Origin of the sequence: Myroides sp. N17-2, from assembly GCF_002286775.1 — a bacterium.
GTDB lineage: Bacteria > Bacteroidota > Bacteroidia > Flavobacteriales > Flavobacteriaceae > Flavobacterium.
The window spans coordinates 12640-33093 of the sequence record NZ_NSGJ01000037.1 but is presented as its reverse complement, the minus strand read 5'-3'; the positions used below and the strand labels follow the sequence as shown (position 1 = coordinate 33093).

Annotated in this window: 16 protein-coding genes and 2 tRNA genes; 8 read left to right on the top strand and 10 right to left on the bottom strand. The window is 34.8% G+C overall.

Annotated elements, in window-relative coordinates; genetic code table 11:
* Positions 1-320: 320 nt before the first annotated feature.
* The 5 genes from CF599_RS14300 to CF599_RS14280 all read right to left on the bottom strand — a co-directional run bounded on the left by CF599_RS14300 (position 321) and on the right by CF599_RS14280 (position 4281).
* Positions 321-406 (bottom strand) — tRNA-Leu (locus tag CF599_RS14300).
* Positions 407-415: 9 nt separating this feature from the next.
* Positions 416-488 (bottom strand) — tRNA-Gly (locus CF599_RS14295).
* Between the two features lie 208 nt (positions 489-696).
* Complete coding sequence (gene mutS, locus CF599_RS14290) at positions 697-3297, bottom strand: DNA mismatch repair protein MutS (protein WP_121966686.1); 2601 nt, start codon at positions 3295-3297, stop codon at positions 697-699.
* 59 nt (positions 3298-3356) lie between these two features.
* On the bottom strand, positions 3357-3875 hold the full coding sequence (locus CF599_RS14285) for an FUSC family protein (RefSeq protein ID WP_121966685.1): 519 nt from the start codon (positions 3873-3875) through the stop codon (positions 3357-3359).
* A gap of 118 nt (positions 3876-3993) precedes the next feature.
* Positions 3994-4281: a hypothetical protein gene (locus tag CF599_RS14280; RefSeq protein WP_121966684.1), complete on the bottom strand. Its 288-nt coding sequence runs from the start codon at positions 4279-4281 to the stop codon at positions 3994-3996.
* Between the two features lie 222 nt (positions 4282-4503).
* On the opposite strand from CF599_RS14280, the gene CF599_RS14275 reads away from it, so the two are divergent.
* The 5 genes from CF599_RS14275 to CF599_RS14255 all read left to right on the top strand — a co-directional run bounded on the left by CF599_RS14275 (position 4504) and on the right by CF599_RS14255 (position 8467).
* Positions 4504-5028 carry an RNA methyltransferase gene (locus CF599_RS14275; RefSeq protein ID WP_121966683.1) on the top strand — a complete coding sequence of 175 codons (525 nt, stop codon included), beginning with the start codon at positions 4504-4506 and terminating at the stop codon, positions 5026-5028.
* Between the two features lie 336 nt (positions 5029-5364).
* Positions 5365-6243 carry a DUF3806 domain-containing protein gene (locus CF599_RS14270; RefSeq protein ID WP_121966682.1) on the top strand — a complete coding sequence of 293 codons (879 nt, stop codon included), beginning with the start codon at positions 5365-5367 and terminating at the stop codon, positions 6241-6243.
* An 81-nt stretch (positions 6244-6324) separates the two neighbouring features.
* The gene (locus tag CF599_RS14265) at positions 6325-6825 is read left to right on the top strand and encodes a hypothetical protein (protein WP_121966681.1); all 501 of its coding nucleotides are present in this window, start codon (positions 6325-6327) and stop codon (positions 6823-6825) included.
* 120 nt (positions 6826-6945) lie between these two features.
* Complete coding sequence (locus CF599_RS14260) at positions 6946-7797, top strand: DUF3806 domain-containing protein (RefSeq protein ID WP_121966680.1); 852 nt, start codon at positions 6946-6948, stop codon at positions 7795-7797.
* A gap of 139 nt (positions 7798-7936) precedes the next feature.
* On the top strand, positions 7937-8467 hold the full coding sequence (locus tag CF599_RS14255) for a YceI family protein (RefSeq protein ID WP_121966679.1): 531 nt from the start codon (positions 7937-7939) through the stop codon (positions 8465-8467).
* Positions 8468-8538: 71 nt separating this feature from the next.
* Here CF599_RS14255 and CF599_RS14250 read toward each other — a convergent pair whose 3' ends face one another.
* Both CF599_RS14250 and folK read right to left on the bottom strand, forming a co-directional pair.
* Positions 8539-9096 carry a DUF1543 domain-containing protein gene (locus CF599_RS14250; protein WP_121966678.1) on the bottom strand — a complete coding sequence of 186 codons (558 nt, stop codon included), beginning with the start codon at positions 9094-9096 and terminating at the stop codon, positions 8539-8541.
* Positions 9097-9098: 2 nt separating this feature from the next.
* Positions 9099-10238: a 2-amino-4-hydroxy-6-hydroxymethyldihydropteridine diphosphokinase gene (folK, locus tag CF599_RS14245; protein WP_121966677.1), complete on the bottom strand. Its 1140-nt coding sequence runs from the start codon at positions 10236-10238 to the stop codon at positions 9099-9101.
* 127 nt (positions 10239-10365) lie between these two features.
* Here folK and sppA point away from each other — a divergent pair, with 127 nt between their 5' ends.
* Positions 10366-12132 carry a signal peptide peptidase SppA gene (gene sppA, locus CF599_RS14240; RefSeq protein ID WP_121966676.1) on the top strand — a complete coding sequence of 589 codons (1767 nt, stop codon included), beginning with the start codon at positions 10366-10368 and terminating at the stop codon, positions 12130-12132.
* 135 nt (positions 12133-12267) lie between these two features.
* The gene (locus tag CF599_RS14235) at positions 12268-14883 is read left to right on the top strand and encodes an AsmA-like C-terminal region-containing protein (protein WP_121966675.1); all 2616 of its coding nucleotides are present in this window, start codon (positions 12268-12270) and stop codon (positions 14881-14883) included.
* Between the two features lie 72 nt (positions 14884-14955).
* Here the strand turns inward: CF599_RS14235 and CF599_RS14230 are convergent, their stop codons facing one another.
* Positions 14956-15753, bottom strand: coding sequence for a DUF2797 domain-containing protein (locus CF599_RS14230; protein ID WP_121966674.1), 798 nt, complete (start codon positions 15751-15753; stop codon positions 14956-14958).
* Positions 15754-15863: 110 nt separating this feature from the next.
* Between CF599_RS14230 and CF599_RS14225 the strand changes: the two genes are divergently transcribed.
* Positions 15864-17387 carry a GH3 auxin-responsive promoter family protein gene (locus CF599_RS14225; protein ID WP_121966673.1) on the top strand — a complete coding sequence of 508 codons (1524 nt, stop codon included), beginning with the start codon at positions 15864-15866 and terminating at the stop codon, positions 17385-17387.
* 256 nt (positions 17388-17643) lie between these two features.
* On the opposite strand, the gene CF599_RS14220 is transcribed toward CF599_RS14225, so the two are convergent.
* On the bottom strand, positions 17644-17877 hold the full coding sequence (locus CF599_RS14220; protein ID WP_121966672.1) for a hypothetical protein: 234 nt from the start codon (positions 17875-17877) through the stop codon (positions 17644-17646).
* A gap of 120 nt (positions 17878-17997) precedes the next feature.
* The gene (locus tag CF599_RS14215; RefSeq protein WP_121966671.1) at positions 17998-20151 is read right to left on the bottom strand and encodes a S46 family peptidase; all 2154 of its coding nucleotides are present in this window, start codon (positions 20149-20151) and stop codon (positions 17998-18000) included.
* Positions 20152-20454 lie beyond the last annotated feature (303 nt).

The window sequence follows — 20454 nt, the reverse complement described above, 5'->3', positions numbered from 1 at the left end:
AAAATCGAATAAAGCAGAACTTGAAGTGTTAGAAACACAATTAATGAAAGAGAACAGTAAGGTAAAGATTGACATTAATAAAATATTGAATAAAGCAATAGAAGTAATTGCAAACATAGGTACACTCTACGCTCAGGCAGATATATCAATGAAAAGAAGAATAATAGGTTCAATCTTTCCAGAGAAAGTAGTTTTTGATGGGGAAATTTATCGAACCGATAGAATTAATGTTTTAGTAAGGTCTATCCTATTGATAAATAATGAAATAGCTGAAAATGAAAACGGGAGAAATGAACAAAAAATTCAATTCTCCCGTTTAGTACTCGAGGCGGGACTTGAACCCGCACGGGCATTACTACCCACTGGATTTTAAGTCCAGCGTGTCTACCACTTCCACCACTCGAGCATGGTATTGAGCGAAAAACGGGATTCGAACCCGCGACCTCAACCTTGGCAAGGTTGCGCTCTACCAACTGAGCTATTTTCGCGTATGTTATAAGAACATTGCTTTACTTCCGTATTGCGAGTGCAAATATAGGATGTTTTTTCGTTTCTCCAAATCAAATAGTACAAAAAAAGAAAGATATTTTTTAACTCCTTGATATACAAATGCTGACTTTTTGTATTTTTTTAAGTTTTAGTGCTTGAAACAAAAAAAGGAGACTTTATAAAGTCTCCTTGTATTAATATACGGGCTTATTTTAGTTTCTTTTTTAATTCATTGATCTTCATTATTGCTTCTATAGGTGTAATATTATTCACATCTATAGCTAAGATATCCTCCTTTAATTCTTCTAATAGTGGATCATCTAGGTTGAAGAAGCTAAGTTGAATATCATCTTCTACTGCTTTTAGTGGCTGTTGAGGATCTTTTGAATGACCTTTTTCTAGCTGTTTTAGCATCTTCTCTGCTCTTTTTAATACAGTAGTAGGCATTCCTGCCATCTTCGCTACGTGAATACCAAAGCTGTGTGCGCTACCTCCAGGTACTAGCTTACGTAAGAATAGTACATTGTCTTTAAGCTCTTTTACAGAGACATTATAGTTCTTAATGCCGTCGAAGTTCTGTGACATATCATTTAATTCGTGATAGTGTGTCGCGAATAACGTCTTAGGTTTACCAGGGTGTTGATGTAGGTATTCTGCTATAGCCCATGCGATAGAGATACCATCATAGGTACTTGTTCCTCTACCAATCTCATCAAGTAATACTAAACTTCTATCAGAAATATTGTTTAGGATAGAAGCTGTCTCGTTCATCTCTACCATAAATGTAGACTCTCCCATAGAGATATTATCACTAGCTCCTACACGAGTGAATATCTTATCAACTACTCCCATGCGCAGCGACTTCGCCGGGACAAAACTTCCCATCTGTGCTAATAATACGATAAGCGCTGTCTGTCTTAAGATAGCAGACTTACCAGACATATTAGGACCGGTAATCATAATGATTTGCTGCTCTTTATTGTTTAGATACACATCATTTGAGATGTAAGGGGTATCATAAGCTAACTGTTTTTCGATAACAGGGTGACGTCCGTCTTTGATATCTAATTCGTAAGAATCATCTAAAACAGGGCGTACATAGTTATTCTCAATAGCCTGTTGAGCAAAAGAGCTCAAACAATCTAACTGAGCGACTAGATTGGCGTTGAGTTGTACAGGCTTGATGTATTGTGCACACCATGCTACAAAGGCATCGTATAGTTCATTCTCTAGCTTGTATATTTTCTCCTCTGCACCAAGTATCTTGGTCTCGTATTCTTTTAATTCCTCTGTGATATAGCGTTCTGCATTGACTAAAGTCTGTTTGCGTATCCAGTCAGTAGGAACTTTGTTTTTATGTGTATTACGCACTTCGATATAGTACCCGAACACGTTATTAAATGAGATCTTAAGTGATGGAATACCTGTCTTTTCACTTTCTCTAAGTTCCATTGCCTCTAGTAATTCTTTACCAGAAGTAGAGATTTTTCGAAGTTCATCTAAGTCTTGGTTAACGCCTTCTGCGATAGCATTTCCTTTAGCGATAGCCACAGGAGCATTCTCACTAATCGTAGTTCTTATCTTGTCTCTCAGTAGTTCACAGCCGTGTAGTGTATTCCCCATTTGCTTTAGAGAGTCATTGCTACTCTTCTGCGCTATTTCTTTGATCGGAATAATAGCATCTAGTGAATCCTTTAGATACACTAGTTCACGTGGAGATACTTTAGCTGTTGCTATTTTAGAGATTAATCGTTCTAAGTCTGATATCTTCTTTATTTGTTGTTGGAATAGAACTAACAACTCAGTATCCTCCTTTAAGTTCTCGACGATATTATGTCTATCGATGATCTTCTTTGTGTCTTTAAGTGGTAAGGCTAACCATCGTTTAAGTAGACGCCCTCCCATAGGAGATAATGTCTTGTCTATTACGTCTAGTAGTGTAATAGCATTTAGATTAGCACTGTTATATAACTCTAGGTTTCTTATCGTGAATCTATCCATCCATACATAGGCATCTTCAGCGATACGTTGTATAGAAGAGATATGCTCTAGTTTAGTATGTTGTGTTTCTGATAAGTAGTATAAAATAGCTCCACAGGCGATAGTTCCCTCTTCTAGATCTTCTACACCAAAACCTTTTAATGAATTTGTTTTGAAGTGATTAGTTAGAGATTCGAACGCGAAGTCTGTCTTGAATACCCAGTCGTCTAATAAGAATAGATTATAGGTAGAACCATAGTTCTGTAAGAAATGTGTCTTATTACTCTTCTGAACTAATACTTCACTCGGAGAGAAGTTCTGAAGTAGTTTATCGATATAATCTTGATTACCTTCTGTGGTTAAGAATTCACCTGTAGATACATCTAAGAAAGAGATACCAATGGTTTTTTTAGCGAAGTGTATTGCACATAAAAAGTTGTTAGACTTAGATTGCAGTACTTCATCATTTAATGCTACACCAGGTGTTACTAGTTCTGTTACACCTCTTTTGACAATAGTCTTGGTAGTCTTAGGATCTTCTAACTGATCACAGATAGCAACTCTAAGTCCTGCTTTAACTAATTTAGGTAGATAGACATTAATAGAATGATGAGGGAAACCAGCTAATTCTGTTTCACTTGGTGATCCTGCACTTCTCTTCGTTAGTGTTATTCCTAGTATTTTAGAGGCTCTGACCGCGTCCTCACCGAAAGTTTCATAAAAATCCCCAACGCGAAATAATAGACAAGCATCAGGATACTTAGCCTTTATATCGTTGTATTGCTTCATTAATGGTGTTTCTTTGGGAGCTTTAGCTTTAGAGGTCATAACGTCAATTTGTATTTCAAAATACAAATATAATCCCAAATAATCAGAATCACTACTATCTAATCTCTTGGGATACCATAGTATTTCTTTAATCGACGAATTATCATAGAGGTAGATACTGTTATGGTCAACCCAATAAGACAACCTAAAGTAACTGCTAGACATCTAAATAGTGGTGTTGCCTCTACAGAGCTAGCGGTGTGTGGTTGTACTAAGATAATAATAAGGGCAACTAGAGCTACGCGTGCCATATCGAGAATCTTGAAAAAATAGCAGGTCATAATAGTCAAGAATACACCGAGTAAGCTAATGTAAAGATTTGATTCAGGGTGTATCTCTAGACAGACTAAACCTACTACCGATCCTACTAAATTAGATTTAAAGCGTTCGATAGATAACTTCTTAGAGTTCTTTCCCTCAGGTGAAATGACTAGAATAATAGAAATAAGTGTCCATAATATCTCATAATTAGGATACTTTAAGAATAGAATATAGCCAACATAAAAGCCAATAAAGCATCTAGTAGTATATATTATTACAGCAGAAGTGATTAGTCTAGTTATGAGATTTCGTAGCATACGAGTTTTTTATGAGCCTGCAAAGGTACTAACTCAAAACAAACTATACAATGTAAACCTAGAATCACAATCAACTAATTAGTATAGCAGTTGACTGTGATCCAGGGTTTATATTTAATTATTGTATTCCGGTAAATGCAAAAAATGCTATTGATATAATAGATATACAAATGGCTATTATAGGAAACTTATGTACACTTGCCTTATAGGCTTTTAAGAGTGTGTACATAATAGTTGGCAATAAGATTTGCCCAGTCAAACAAAGTATCCAAACTATCTCAACAATAATAACATACTTCGGATTCTTAATGAATTCTGTGGTAAGCGAGCCTTGTAAGATTACCACAAATACTAGATTGTTCAGTATAGTTAATAAGGCTAACTGATTTAGTGATTTATTAGTCATGGTGTGGTGTTTTGTTCTAACAAATTTAGAAACAGTGTTTTAAATTACGTATAAAGAGCAGGGATATTGTTCTTTATATTTTATAAGAAGAGAAGGAGATGTTTGAATTTGTTTACTTTTTGTTTAGTTGCTAACATAAAGGAATATTCGACAGTTTATTTTGGCAATACTTTAAAATATCCATTTGATAAATAGTACTTTTGCTAAAAAATAAAGTAGACTATGCGCAAATTAGCCAATGAAGAATTAGATCGTAAAAATGTAGAAGAATTTAAGGCTTCTGAGAAGACACCTATTATCGTAGTTTTAGATGATGTTAGAAGTTTACATAATATCGGTTCTGTATTCAGAACTTGTGATGCCTTTTTAGTAGAGAAAGTATATCTATGTGGTATTACTGCGACTCCACCTAATAAAGAGATACACAAGACGGCTTTAGGAGCTACAGAGACTGTAGAATGGGAGTATGCTAAGGATGTGGTAGAAGTGGTAAAATCACTAAAAGAAAGTGGTGTATCTGTACAGTCAGTAGAACAGGTAGAAAATAGTGTGATGCTTAATGACTTTAAGATAACAGAAGGAGTGAAGTATGCTCTAGTTTTTGGAAATGAAGTAAAGGGAGTGAACCAAGAGGTAGTTAACTTTAGTGATGGTGTGATAGAGATTCCGCAGTTAGGAACTAAGCACTCTTTAAATATCTCTGTAAGTGCCGGAATCGTTATTTGGGACTTGTTTCAACAGATGTAAGAATATATTTATTAGTATAATACCTTAAATCTGCACCTACCATTTACTACGAATAAATTCTACTTTACATAGCTTCAATTAGCTCTAAAACCACACTACAGTGTGCTTTAATCACTAATATTGCTCTGTTTTGTACAATTTATTCTCGTTTGAACGTTATCTGCAGATTTAAGGTAATACAGAAAGCTACTCTATAGAAGAGTGGCTTTTTTTGTGCAATGATGTTAAAAATGAGGTGTTTAATTATTGAGGCTAAGTTCATCATAAGATATAACAGGTTAAAGTAGTTAAATGTTTATTAGAAATAATATCTTTGGGTAAAACAGACACAACACAATGAAAATATTCGAAATAGGAGATGGGCAGACCATTATAAAAACACCGAGTCATTACTATGGAGCGAGTGAAAATGAACAAACGATACAGTTGTATAAGGGAGAAAGGGATGATGAACCTGTAATCCGTATTAGTGTTATCTACTTTGAACGTGTGAAAGGAGTAACACAAAAGGATATTATAACTGATTTTAAGGAGAAGGCTACGGAATATAATGTACAGGCTGTCACACATAGTGGTAAGAGTTATTTCTCTTATGACACGGATTCATCGGAGAACTTGTATATGCATATCTATGAAGTGATGTATGGTGAGCACATTATAGCGATATCACTTACAGCCAATAAGGGACAAGGGGATATGGATGAGGTTAATAGCTATAAGAAAGAAATAGTGGAGATGATAAAGAGTATTGATGCCTTATCCTCTTTAGAATTTCCATTGTTAGAGCCGAGGTACGAGGATCTTTATTACTTGACAGAAGAAGTAGCTAAAGTATTGGACTTGCCTACTGAGGAATTAGGAGGGTTATATGAAAGCGGCGAGGTAGTTCATATTTTACAAGATATATTAACGCGAAGAGATTATGAAGCGGATGACAGAGTTTATTATCAAGCCTTAGGAATGTTATTTGGTAGCTGCATAGCGTATCAATATGAGGATTTTCATTGGGTAGTAGTGAGTGATGAGTATGGTAGAGAGATGGCGCTACAGTATAGAGATTACGCAGTGCAGTGTTTTCCCATTAGTATGATCACAAAGCGAATAGAGGATGGGGAAGATATAGATGTTAATTATCTAATGGAAGAAGTAACTAGTCATATCAAATCTGCTGTAGAAAAAGACAAACAGTTTAAGGTATTAGACTATAATTTTTAAAGTATATGAAGCTATCCGAGAGGGTGGCTTTTTTTGTAGGTGTTTAATCTTTATATTTACTAAGAGTGATAAACCGTTAGTATGAAGTGTTTTATTTTTGTTTTTATAGTTTCGATTTGTTTAGTTTCTTGTAAAAAGGAGGGACAGATAGCTAAAAGCTCGTCATTAGCTAAAGGGATAAGTAATGACTATAAACGTATGCAGATTGATAGTAGTTGTGCAATTAACATTAGAGGAGTCATTCTTTATAAAGGGGAAGATAAGGAGGTAGTAGAGGCTAAATTAACTAACGTTATCAAGATGGTTATGGAGGAGGATTATATGCAGGAATATAATATTAGTATTCCTATCTACTATAATTGTGTATATAACACTGTGACGTGTTATTATTCTAAAACGCAACAATTATCTGCTGTTCACAGTATGTTTAGAACTGTTGATACTAAGCCTTTTGAAGAAGTTAGGAGAGATTTTAATACACTTAAAGACGTAGTGCCTAGAGATAATAAATGTATTTCGAATATCGAAGTCGTGGATACTAAAGCTGTAGGGTGGTACAAGATCATTTATAGATGGGAGTAATATTATAAGCTATCCAAGAGGGTGGCTTTTTATATATAACGATGTTAATATGTTGTTGAACAGTATTTTATTAACTAATGATAAAATATTATATTTATAAAGTTTTATAAAATAGATTATATGCAGTTAGTTGATTTAGGGGTGGAAAGAATAGCGATGCTAGCTCTAGATGAATATATTCTAGAGATTCCTGATTATGATGGAGTAATGCTATGTAAAGAGGAGGAAGAATATATGCCTTATATCTATATTTTTACAGGAAAGGTGATACCTGAACAGGAATTTAACTTTGAGACAGAGTTGGATTTGTTGAAAAGGGAAGCGAGCGACTATAATACTTTTGTAGAGGAGGTAGTAGATAAGTGTTATTTTAAACACATATATGATATTGAGGATATGTATATACACGAGTATACTATTCTATTTACAAATGTACAGTTTACATTACAATTGGTTTTTAACTTAGAGCAAGCGGGCACCGAGTTAGAAAAGTCATACGTAGAGGAAGTAGAGAAGATGATAGCGACTATTGGATTTATGTTTGAGGCGAGCCACGAGTGTTTAGTTATCACAGCTGAAGAGGAGAGATATATAGAAGAAAGCATTAGTGATATACTTGGCACAGATAGAGAGGGGGTACAGACGTGTCTGCAATCGGGTAAGGCATTAGATGTGCTACAATGGCTATTTGATGAACAGTGCTTTAATCCTAGAGATAAAGAGTATATAGCCAAGTTAGGATTGATGCTAGGAACGTTACTACAGTATTACTATTTAGACTTTAATTGGGTTGCTGTAGAAGAAGTGGGAGAACGAGAGTTAGCGATGCGATATAAAGATACAGAAGAAGTTGTGTTTCCTATTAGCTTAGTGTCTTCGCGTATTGAGACAGGTGAGGCAATACGTATTCCACGTATGCTTGAGAACTTGTTTTTTACGGTTGAAGAGAGGCATAAGGAAAGGGGAGTGTAGTGAGTCTTTAGACTGATTTTTTAAAGTAATATTACGTTCTTAACTTAGATTAAGTGTGTTAGGGGGTAAGAGGCTATACATTTGTACCATACAAAACGCTACTGATAATAAGTAGTGATAACCTTAAAAAAAAAATATTATGACAAATACAGTTTGGAATATCGACCCTACACATTCAGAGATAGGATTTAAAGTAAAACACATGATGTTTACTAATGTATCAGGAAAGTTTAATGAATTTACTTCTACTGTTATAAATAAAGAAGAAGGATTTGAGACTTCAGAAATTTCTTTTATAGCTAAAGTTGCATCAATAGATACGAATAATGTAGATAGAGATAATCACTTGAGAAGTGCAGATTTCTTTGAAGTTGAAGAGCATGAAGATATTTCTTTTACATCAACAAATGTAGAGAAAAAGTCAGCTAATGATTATGTTATTACAGGGCTGATGACTATTAAGGGAGTGACTAAAGAAGTAGTATTTAATGCAGAATACAGTGGGTTATTAACTGATCCATGGGGAAATACTAAGATAGCTTTATCATTAGAAGGAAAGATTAATCGTAAAGAGTTTGGTCTTGGATGGAATACTGCTCTAGAAACAGGAGGTGTATTAGTAGGTGAGGATATTAAGTTATTCGCTGAAGTACAGTTCGCTAAAGCTTAATTACAAGTTAGTAAACATAAATAATATAAAAAGCTCCAATGAGATTCTTCATTGGAGCTTTTTTATATCTGTTAGAAACTACTTAGTTTCATATAACCTAGTTCTATATGGTCTTCTATTAGGGGTTCTGTAGAAGGTGTTATTTGAAGAGCAAATTGTTGCTTTAGTTCTTCGTTTAAGATATCAGTTATCTCATAGATATCATCTACATCTACACCATATTTATTATCTACGTGACTATAGCCTTTTGGAGGTAAATTATATTCTTCGTAGAAGCTAGTGTTCTTTACATATTGGATAGCATCTTTTTGGCTATTCGCAACGACAAGGCAGGTGTGATGAAACTCGTCAAAGATTCCTGGTTTATATCCACCTAGATTAATAAAGAATAACTTTAAATCATTACTTACATAATCTTCTTTATTGACTACTTCTATCTTATAGTTATGGACAGTGTTTACTTCTCTCCATGCGTCAAGATGTAACCTAGGTCCTGCTTCACTCCAAAAGTTAGTTACTTGCGGGATGAGGTCTTTAATCTCATTACCGATGCCGAAGTAGATATCATGTTGTTCTATATGTCTACCTGGAGGTGTAGCCCCTAGCATAATCATAAAAAGTTTGTTCATATCTATTTGCCTAGTTTGTTTTGTATCTTTTCTAATATCGTTAAATAATCTTCTTGATTAGAGACGAAGTCCATATCTGATATATCGATAACTAATACTTTATCAGCATGCATTGATTTGATATAATTAAAGTACCCTTGATTTACGTCATCTAGGTAAGTACCTGGTATCTCACTCTCATAAGAACGACCACGCTTTTGGATATTCTCTAATAAACGTCCCGTGTTTTGGTATAGATAGACATATAAGTCAGGCTTCGGAGTCTCTTTATACATAATCTCAAAGACTTGTTTATAAAGATTAAACTCATCCTCCTCTAGTGTGATTTGAGCGAAGATAATAGACTTGTATATATAATAATCAGCAATGATAAACTCTTTAAACAAATCGAATTGCGCTAAGTCATCTGACAACTGTGAGTATCTATCTGCTAAGAACGACATTTCTAAAGGGAACGCATATCTAGTAGCATCCTTATAAAACTTAGGTAAGAATGGATTATCTGCGAATCCTTCTAATATATGCTTTGCATTAAAATCTTCTGAGATACGGTTAGTCAATGTCGTTTTACCGGCACCGATATTCCCCTCGATAGCAATAAAGTTGACATTAGTAAAACCATACTGAAGTAAAGGGCTAGCAATGTTACCAACTATCTTAAAAGTTGTTTTATCTTTACAGTTATTCAGTAATTCTTTGAAACTTTGTTTTAAGATAGGATGTTCCCATTCTAAGTTTAGATCTGCTGCAGGTAGAAGTACGAATTGTCTTTCTTGCATTAGGGGATGTGGTACAGATAAGTTATCTGTATTATACACTTCTTGGTTGAAAGAGATTATATCAATATCTATAATACGAGCACTGTAACCCACTTTATCAAGAGGGCGTATTCTACCTAGTATTTGTTCAGTTTCTAATACTTTTAGGATAACCGTTTCTGCGTTAAGTGTACTGTGTATTAAAATAGCACAATTAAAAAAAGGATCACTCTCAAAACCCCAAGCAGGAAATTCGTAAATAGGAGATATTTTTATGACTGTACCAATATGCTTGTTTATCAGTTCGATAGACTTCTCTATATTAGATAATCTATCTCCTTGATTAGAGCCTATTGATAATACTATTTGATTTTGCGTAAACATGGGGCAAAGTAAATAAAAGAAAATTGAATAAACGTTACTTTTGTAACAGTTAATAAATACAAATTTACGGGTATAATCTGTAACTTTTTTTATAATTTGAATACTAATAAGATAAATTGTTTTTAATATGAGGTTTTTAAGAAATGTTTTAGCTACGCTAGTAGGGCTATTTTTATTCTTCGGAATATTATTCTTCGGGCTAATCTTGATAAGTGCAGCGATGGGTAGTAGCTCAGAGAAGATAACTGTAAAAGATAGTTCAGTTATTAATTTAGACTTATCTGGAGTGAAGTATGATTATGCAGGGAAGTTTAATTATAAAGACTTTGGGTTTAGTGATGCAGGTAAAGATGGGGTTTTTGATGTAATCGCTGCGATAGAGTATGCGAAGACTGATGATCGTATCAAGGGAATCTCTATTCTTAATGATGACTCTCAATTAGGAATCGTACAGAAACGCGAGATCAGAAAGAAATTAGAAGAGTTTAAGAAGAGTGGTAAGTTTGTCTTAGCCTATGCGAACACTTATTCTCAAGGGGAATACTACTTAAATTCTGTTGCTGATACGGTATATATAAATCCTGTAGGATCATTAGACTTTAAAGGTTTATCTACTGAGATATTGTATCTAAAAGGACTACAAGATAAGACCGGTGTGCAGATGGAAGTAATGAGACACGGTAAGTATAAAAGTGCGGTAGAACCATATCTTCAAGATAAAATGAGTGATGCTAATAGAGAACAGACGACTGTATTTTTAAAGTCTATCTGGGAGACAATAGTAGGTGATATTGCTACAAGTAGAAAGGTATCTGTAGATAGTTTAAATGCAATAGCGAATAACTTAGAAGCTAGAACACCTAGTCGTGCACTTAAAGTTGGGCTAGTGGATAAGATAGCTTATGAAGATGAGTATCATGCTGCTATTAAAAAAGCGCTTAAGATAGAAGGAACTAAAGATTATAATACTATTGATATCTTAGATTACACGAAAGACGTAATCGCTAAGAGTGAAGCGAATAGTGCTTCTGATCAGATAGCTGTAATCTACGCTCAAGGGCAAATCTTAAATGGAGAAGGTAGTGTTAGTTATATCGGAGAGGGATCTATAAATAGGGCGCTTAAAAAAGCTCGTGAAGACGATGAGGTAAAAGCTGTTGTCTTAAGAGTGAATAGCCCTGGAGGTAGCGCATTAACTTCTGAGTTAATCTGGAGAGAAATAGAGTTAACGAAGAAGGTTAAGCCTGTTATCGTGTCTATGGGAGATCTAGCAGCATCAGGAGGGTATTATATCGCTTGTAATGCAGATCGTATATTCGCGGATCCAAGTACTATTACGGGATCTATCGGAGTATTCGGTATGGTGCCTAACTTTAAGTCTCTAGCGACTAAATATGGTGTAAATGCAGAACAGGTTAAAACACACGATAATGCAGCTAATTATAGCCCATTTAGAGATGTAGATCCTGCTTTTAAAATGGTAGTGACTGAGGGAATCGAAGATATCTATACTACATTCGTACAGAGAGTAGCTGATGGTAGAAAACTAACTGTAGCTCAAGTAGACGAGATTGCTCAAGGAAGAGTTTGGACAGGTAAGGATGCAATTAAAAATAAACTAGTAGATGAGCTAGGTGGATTAGATGCTGCTATCGCTTATGCTGCTAAGAAAGTTGAGATTGATAATTATAAGGTAGTGAAGTTCCCTGAGTATAAAATGAAGTTTGAGGATTTACTTAGAAACTATTTAGGGTCATCAATGATTAAAACAGAAGAACAGTTGATCAAAGAGAAAATAGGGGAGGCGAACTATGAGATGATGGAGAGATTAAACTACTTCAATAATATGAAAGGCGTACAAGCTATTATGCCATTTGAATTGAATATTGAATAAATTAAACAAATCCTATACGTTGTTCTTCTATACTAAGTTAGAAGTAAAGAACGTTTGGTATTTATGATAAAAGAGTCATTCCTTTTGATTGGAATGACTCTTTTTTTTGTTATTTTGTAAGTAAAATTAACTAGTATGAATAAAAAAGTTTTAAAATGGGTAGGTGGTGTTGTATTAGGATTACTTCTATTATTAATGCTTGCGCCTATCTTATTTAAGGGTAAGATAGAGGATTTAGTACTGAAGACTATTAATGATAACCTAAATGCAAAGGTTACATTTGAGAAAGTCGATTTAAGCCTAATCCGAAACTTTCCTAAGGCTACTGTGATTATTAAAGATATTGCTGTGGTAAATAAGGAACCTTTTGCAGGAGATACACTTTTCTATGCAAATAACATCAAACTTAAAATGTCTGTGATGGAACTGTTTAATGGGGAGAAAGAACCAATGAACATAGAAGATATTTTAATCGAAAAAGCAAAAGCGAACATTATCGTTAATGAGCAGGGGGTGGCGAACTACGATATCGCGATTAAAGATGATGAGGATAAGGAAGATGATGATAAAGATAGCAAGCCGTTCTCTCTTGCGTTAAAGCACTATCAGGTAGACAACTTAACGGTGTCATATAAAGACTTAGGTAGTAAGATGGAGTTTGGTATTAAAGAATTATATCACCAAGGAACAGGTAATATGACTGCTGATATATTAGATTTAGATACGGAGTCTAAAGCTAAGGTGTCGTTCTCTATGGATGGGACGAAGTTCTTAAATGAGGTTAACTTATCTCTTAAGGCGTTAATCGGAATGGATATGGGGAATCAAGTGTATTCTTTTAAAAAGAACCAAGCTTTGATTAATCAGTTGCCTCTAGAGTTTGATGGTTCGATCAAGTTATTAGAGAATGGACAAGAGTATGACTTGACTTTCGCAACTCCTGATTCTGACTTCAAGAATTTCTTAGGATTGATACCTGAAGCCTATGCGGGTAACTTAAAAGGAGTGACTACGACAGGTGATTTTAAAGTAGCAGGTAAGGTGAAAGGGGCGATGACTGAAACGACTATACCTACGATGGATATAAAGATGAACGCTACTAATGCGTCATTTAAATATCCTGACTTACCTAAGGCAGTACAAAACATTATGTTAGATGTGAATGTGATGAATCAAACTGGCTTAATGAAGGATATGTATGTCGATATTAACAAGATGTCTTTTAAGATCGATCAGGATGTATTTAATGCTAAAGCAAATATTAAGAATATCAGCGAGAATGCATTAGTTGACGCTAACTTCGACGGGATAATTAACCTATCTAATGTAGCGAAGGCTTATCCTGTGAAAGTAGATATACCACTTACAGGTATCTTACGTGCTAAAGTAGCGACTATCTTTGATATGCAATCTGTAGAGAAAGAACAGTATCAGAATATTAAGAATAGTGGTAGTATGTCATTGACTGGGTTTAATTATAGTACAGAGGCGATGGCTAAACCACTATTAATACAAGAAGCTGCTCTTACGTTTAATACAAGTAATGTCACACTTAATAAACTTGCTCTTAAGACAGGAAGTACAGACTTGAGTGCTGATGGGCGTTTAGATAACTTGTATGGTTTCTTATTTAATAAACAGACACTGAAAGGAAACTTTAACCTTAATTCGAATAACTTTATCTTAGCTGATTTGCTAAAAGAGGACACTGCGAAATCTGAAGAGAAAAAAGAGAAGGCTGCAACAGCGAAAGCTGCGGAACCACTTAAAATACCGGGGTTCTTAGATTGTACCATTAACGCAAATGCCAATACTGTAGTGTATGATAACCTTACGCTGAAGAATGTGAAAGGTCGTTTGATTATTAAAGATGAGGCAGCGCGTCTAGAGAATATGTCTACTAATATTTTTGGCGGTGCGATGGCATTTGCAGGTAAAGTATCAACGAAAGAAGCTATTCCTACATTTAATATGAACTTAGGATTACAGAGCTTAGATATTAAACAAACGTTCACTGACTTAGAATTCTTAAAAGCTATAGCGCCTATCGCTAGTGTGGTATCAGGTAAGGTGAATGCTGTTGTGGATATGCAAGGGAAACTTAAGGCGGATGATCTTTCTCCTGATTTGAATTCATTGTCAGGGGATATAAAAGGAGATTTAGCTAATGCAGTGATAAGTGGACAAAACTCTAAATTACTTTCTTCATTAGATGGGGCTTTGAGCTTTATAGATATGAAGAAGATTGATTTGAGCAATAAGAAAATGCATATTGTGTTTAACAATGGACGAGTACAGTTTAAACCTTTTGATATAAAAACGAAAGAGCTAGCTGTAACCGTATCAGGTGAGCACGGATTTGATCAAACATTAAACTATGCATTAGATTTTAAAGTACCTGCTAAGCTGTTAGGAAGTGATGTGGCTAATGCATTGGCAATGTTAGGACCTAAGTCTAGTGGTAAATTTGATGAGATACCTGTAAAAGTAGGAGTGACAGGTAACTTTGCTAATCCTAAAGTATCAGCTAATATGGCTGATGTAGCAAAGAATATTACTAATCAAATTATTGAGGAACAAAAGAATCAATTAGTTGATAAAGGAAAAGATGCGCTTATAGATATCTTAGGTGGTAAGAAAGATAAGGGAACAAATGAAGATGGAACTACTAAGAAAAGTGATACTGAAGAAACAGTTGATAAATTAAGTGAAGGGTTAAAAGGCCTATTTGGCAAGAAGAAGAAAGAATAATAAGGTATACACTAAATAATCATTAAATAGAGCGAGCTCCCTAGTGGAGCTCGTTTTGTTTATTGGAATCTATTAGATTACTTCTATGTTGACCATATATCCCTCATACGTACGGATATTAAATACAGTACCATCTTCGAATAGTAAGTATTGTCCTTTTACACCTTTAAGTTTACCTTGGTAAGAAGGTGTTTTGTCAAGATTAAGGCTCGCTATCTTAGTAGGAAACTGTAATACAGGATACTCTAGATTGAAAACAGAAGAATTCGTTTGATCGAAGTAAGGCTTCGCTTCTTCAGGTAACTTATCTTTTAGTGTATTTCTTATTTCCTCTAGGTTTGTTTCTAAGACTTCATTTTGAAGCATTTTACGCCAATTTGTCTTATCAGTGAACATATCTTTTAGAGCTACCTCAGTAATCCCTGCTAAGTATCTATTAGGCACTTCTACAATCTCGATAGCCTTAGATGCTCCTTGATCTATCCATCTCGTAGGGACTTGTGTTTTTCTTGTTACCCCTACTTTTACATCACTAGCTACAGCTAGATAGACGATATGAGGTTGTATCTGTACTCTTGTTTCGTATTCTAAATCTCTATCTTCTATCCCTAGATGAGCTTTACTTAATTCGGGACGCATAATCCAATCACCTACTTGAGCGCTAGAGTAAAAACACTCATAACAGAATCCCTGTCTGAAGATCTTTTTATGCTGTCCACAGTTTAAACACTCGTAACCTGTAAAATCAATCTTAATCGTTCTGTCAAGAATTTGATTAATATTAATGAAGTTGTTTTTAAATACTAAATAGTATTCAATAGGGCTGTTAAATTCCGTTTGCATTTTGTTTAAAACTCCTTCGTATTGCATAGATAAAATTGTTATTTTTGGATAAGTGGTAAAAGTACGAAAAACATTGACTACTGTAATTACTATCTTTTCACAATGAAAAGTTTAGAGATTTGACTAATAAACAAGATATGGCATTTACAATTATTAATTCTATTGCTTCGTGGATCCTGAAGAAGAGAATTCACCAAATAGACTTATTTAGGAAGTACCCAAATGAAGTACAGAATGATTTGTTTCTGAATTTGATAAAGACAAATGAGAAAACAGTATTGGGGAAAGAGTTCGGCTATGAAAGCATTAAGAACTACGAGGCTTTCTCAGAAAGAGTGCCCTTGTTTAAATACGAAGAGTTTGAGCCTTATATAGAACGGTCTCGTCAAGGTGAAAGTAATATCTTTTGGCCTGAACCTATTAGATGGTTTGCTAAATCTAGTGGAACGACAAATGCAAAAAGTAAGTTTATTCCTGTTAGTAACGAAGCTTTAGAAAATTGTCATTATAAAGCAGCTAAAGACTTGCTATGTTTATATTTGAATAACAACGAGAATTCTCAATTGTTTACAGGGAAGAGCCTTCGCCTTGGAGGTAGTAAACAGTTGTATGAAGATAAGAATACTTTCTTTGGCGATCTATCTGCTATTTTAATTGATAATATGCCTTTTTGGGCAGAGTTAAGCAGTACTCCTAGTAACAAGACTTCTCTTATGTCTGAATGGGAGAGCAAAATGAAAGCCATAATCACTGAAGTTAGGAATGAAAATGTCACGAGTTTTGCTGGTGTACCTTCGTGGATGCTGGTTTTGTTTAATCGCATTATCCAAGAGACAGGACGTGAGGATTTATTAGAGCTATGGCCTAATGCGGAAGTTTACTTCCACGGTGGAGTTAGTTTCGAACCTTATAAAGATCAATACAAGAAGTTGTTGCCTAGTGGTAACTTTAGATATTACGAGATATACAACGCCTCAGAGGGATTCTTCGCTATCCAAGATCAGAATGATTGCAATGAGTTATTATTGATGTTAGATTATGGTATATTCTATGAGTTTATTCCGATGGATACTTTTGGTCATACTAATCAGAGAATCATTCCACTATCTGAAGTAGAAATAGGGAAGAACTATGCGATAGTCATCACAACCAATGCAGGTCTAGTTCGTTATTTAATAGGAGATACGGTTAGATTCACTAGTTTATTGCCTTATAGAATAAAGATAACAGGCCGTACGAAGCACTTTATTAATGTATTCGGAGAAGAGTTAATGATAGAGAATACCGATAGAGCATTAGCCAAGACTTGTGCAGAGTTTAATGCTGAGGTGGCAGAGTACACAGTAGCACCTATCTTTATGATTGGCAAAGAAAAAGGAGCACACGAATGGATAGTTGAATTCACAAAAGCGCCTGATAATTTACAATTGTTCAGTGAAGTATTAGATAAGAACTTACAAGCTCTTAATTCGGACTACGAAGCTAAACGTACGAATAATATGACATTAAATCCGTTAGTACTTCACAGTGCACGTAAGAATCTATTCTATGATTGGTTAAAGAATAATAATAAGTTAGGAGGACAACATAAAGTGCCTCGTCTATCTAATGAGCGTAGTTTACTAGAAGAATTATTATCTATGCAGACTATATTAGTATAGAACGTATAAGAGTTATAAATAAATAGAAAGCATTCACTTCGTGGATGCTTTTTTTGTAGTCTAAAATATTTAGTTGCTAGTTAGTGAAAGCTAATTATTCTGTATAAGTCTGAACTTGGGATGAGGTAGAAATAAATTACTCTACTTGTGCACCTCTTATTTTTTAAATCCATAAGATTATGGTAAGCAGGCGAAAAGTATAGACATAAAAAAAACCCCGCATAGCGGGGTTCTATTTTTTCTAGCTGTACTAAAATTATTTAGTAGCTGGAGCTTCTGTAGCAGGAGCTTCAGTTGCTGGAGCTTCTGTAGCAGGAGCTTCTTCAGTTGTAGCTTCTGGAGCAACTTCTTCAGTTACTGGAGCTTCTTCTGTTACTACTTCTTCAGTTACTACTGTTTCAGCTTCTGGTTCTTTTGCAGTTTCTTTACAAGAAACGAAAGATACTCCCATCATTGCTACTAAAGCAACGCTTAATGCGATTTTTTTCATCTTACTAAATTATAAAAGTTAATTATTAATTCGTGGACAAATATAGGAATTTTTTGGTTCGCAAAACTTTTTTTGAATATTTTTTTTTATTTTTTAACGTATTGCAAATCAAAGTGTTGTCTACTTGTTTTTCTTAGGTTCAACTAATTTCATCTCTTCAATTAGATGTTTTGCATCGGCGAACTTGTCAATTATGAATAAAATGTATCTAGCATCGACCATAATGTTACGACAAATAGATGGGTCATAATAAATATCACTCATCGTTCCTTCCCAAACTCTGTCAAAATTTAGACCGATTAAATTACCATATGCATCTAAAACTGGGCTACCTGAGTTACCTCCTGTAGTGTGGTTTGTCGCGATGAAATTCACTGGTAATTTTCCGTTGTCTGCATACTGACCATAGTCTTTATTATTATACAGTTCTACTAGCTTAGCAGGCACGTCAAATTCGTAGTCATTTGGTACGTATTTTTCCATTATACCTTCTAAGTGAGTTACTGGTTCATAGTATGTTGCATCCTTAGGGAAGTAACCATCTACTTTACCATATGTAACACGTAATGTACTATTAGCATCAGGGAAGATTCTAGCGTCTGGATATAGCTCTAATTGAGCTTTCATAAACGTACGTTGAAGTGCTGCGATCTCTCTGTCTAATTCTTCATATTTAGGTAATACATTAGACATGTAATTTTCGATAAGAGCCTTAGCGAATACATATCCTTTATCACTGTTAATATTTTTGATTACTTGATCAGCATTTCCTTCTAATAGTTGTTTGAACCCTTCATAAGAAGTCAATTTACTATTCGCATAGATATCTTTAGTAACAGCAGAGATATTCGCATCTTTTAATTCTTTTGGTAAGAACTGTTTTGGAGCATCTTTAGCATACATAGATACAATAGATTCGAATACTTTCTCATCTACAGCTTTACTGTAATTCTTGTAGAACTTGTCTTGTCCTTTAATAAGGTTAGCTTTTCTAGATTCAAAAGACTTCTCATTAGAAGCATAACTTTCTAAAGCATATACTTTATAAGCAGCAGCTAATAACTCAGTATTACGTTGTACTACTTCTGTAAAGTAATCTCTACTTACAGCATAAGGAGTAATGTCCTTATATAGCTTTTCGAACTTAGGTAAGATTTCAGCATATGCTTTCGTGTTTTTACCTTTCTTAGCTCTCTCTATAAATTCTTTTTCGAAGTCTTGTTTTGCTTGTACAGCATTTGTCTTTTTTAAACCAAGACTTTCACCGATCCATTTTTTCCAATAGTTAGCAGTACCTGCATATTTAGAAGCATATTGAATTTTGATACCTTGATCAGCACGCATAAACTCGTCAGTGATCTTAAGCGCTTTATCACGGATACCTATTCTTACAGGGTTTAGATCATTTACGATTTGTTCCACAGCATAAGATGGTAAATATTCTTGTGTTCTACCTGGGTAACCGAATACCATTGTGAAGTCACCTTCTTCTACACCGCTAAGTGAGATAGGGAAGAAGTGCTTAGGACGGTAAGGTACGTTGTCTTTAGAGTATGCAGCAGGTTTGTTATCCTTATCAGCGTAGATTCTGAATAAAGAGAAATCTCCTGTATGGCGTGGCCACACCCAGTTATCCGTATCAGAACCAAATTTTCCGATAGATGATGGTGGAGCACCGACTAGACGTACATCTTTAAACGTCTCTGTAACGAAGATGATATATTGATTTCCTTCATAGAAAGACTTGATCTTGTTGTCTTGCCATTTCTCTTTAGGGAATGAAGCTACCGTTTTAGCTATATTCTCAGATATTTTAGCTTGTTTTTGGATTTCAGTATCCTTGTCTTTGATTCCTGCCATTACTTCCTTAGTCACGTCCTCAATACGAACGATAAAAGTAACTTCTAAGTTTTCGTTTGGCAATTCCTGAGCCATTGACTTAGCCCAGAATCCATTTGCTAAGTAATCATTCTCAACAGATGAGTGAGATTGGATCTGTCCGTATCCACAGTGGTGATTAGTCAATAAAAGACCTTGAGAAGAAATAACCTCAGAAGAGCATCCTCCATTAAAGTGAGGTGCAGCGTCTTTCATACTTGATTTGTTCACATCGTAGATATCACTCACAGACATCTTCATACCAAGGCTTTTCATTTCTGTTTCATTCATCCCTTTTAATAGAGATGGAATCCACATACCGCCTTGTTGTGCGTAGATAGGCAGAGCTATCAGTACTACAAGAGCCTTAAATAGATTTTTAATCTTTTTATTCATAAAAGTGTTAGTTAGAATTGAATTCGCTGGCAAGATACAATTTTACAAGTGAACCCTAAAATCGAAATTGTTAACATCTATAGTACTTCCATGAGTTTAGTATATCTGTATGCGGCTTTAGGTGATGACCTAGTGTTAGGCAATTGATTGGTAGGTGGTTGGCTTTATTATAGTACTTTTCAGCCGACCATATGCCTATCACATGCCGACCACAAGCCGACCACCCCTATTTTAAAACAAAAAACACCACTTATAACTAAGTGGTTTATGAGAGAAGTAGTCAGTTATGGTTTATAGTTAGGT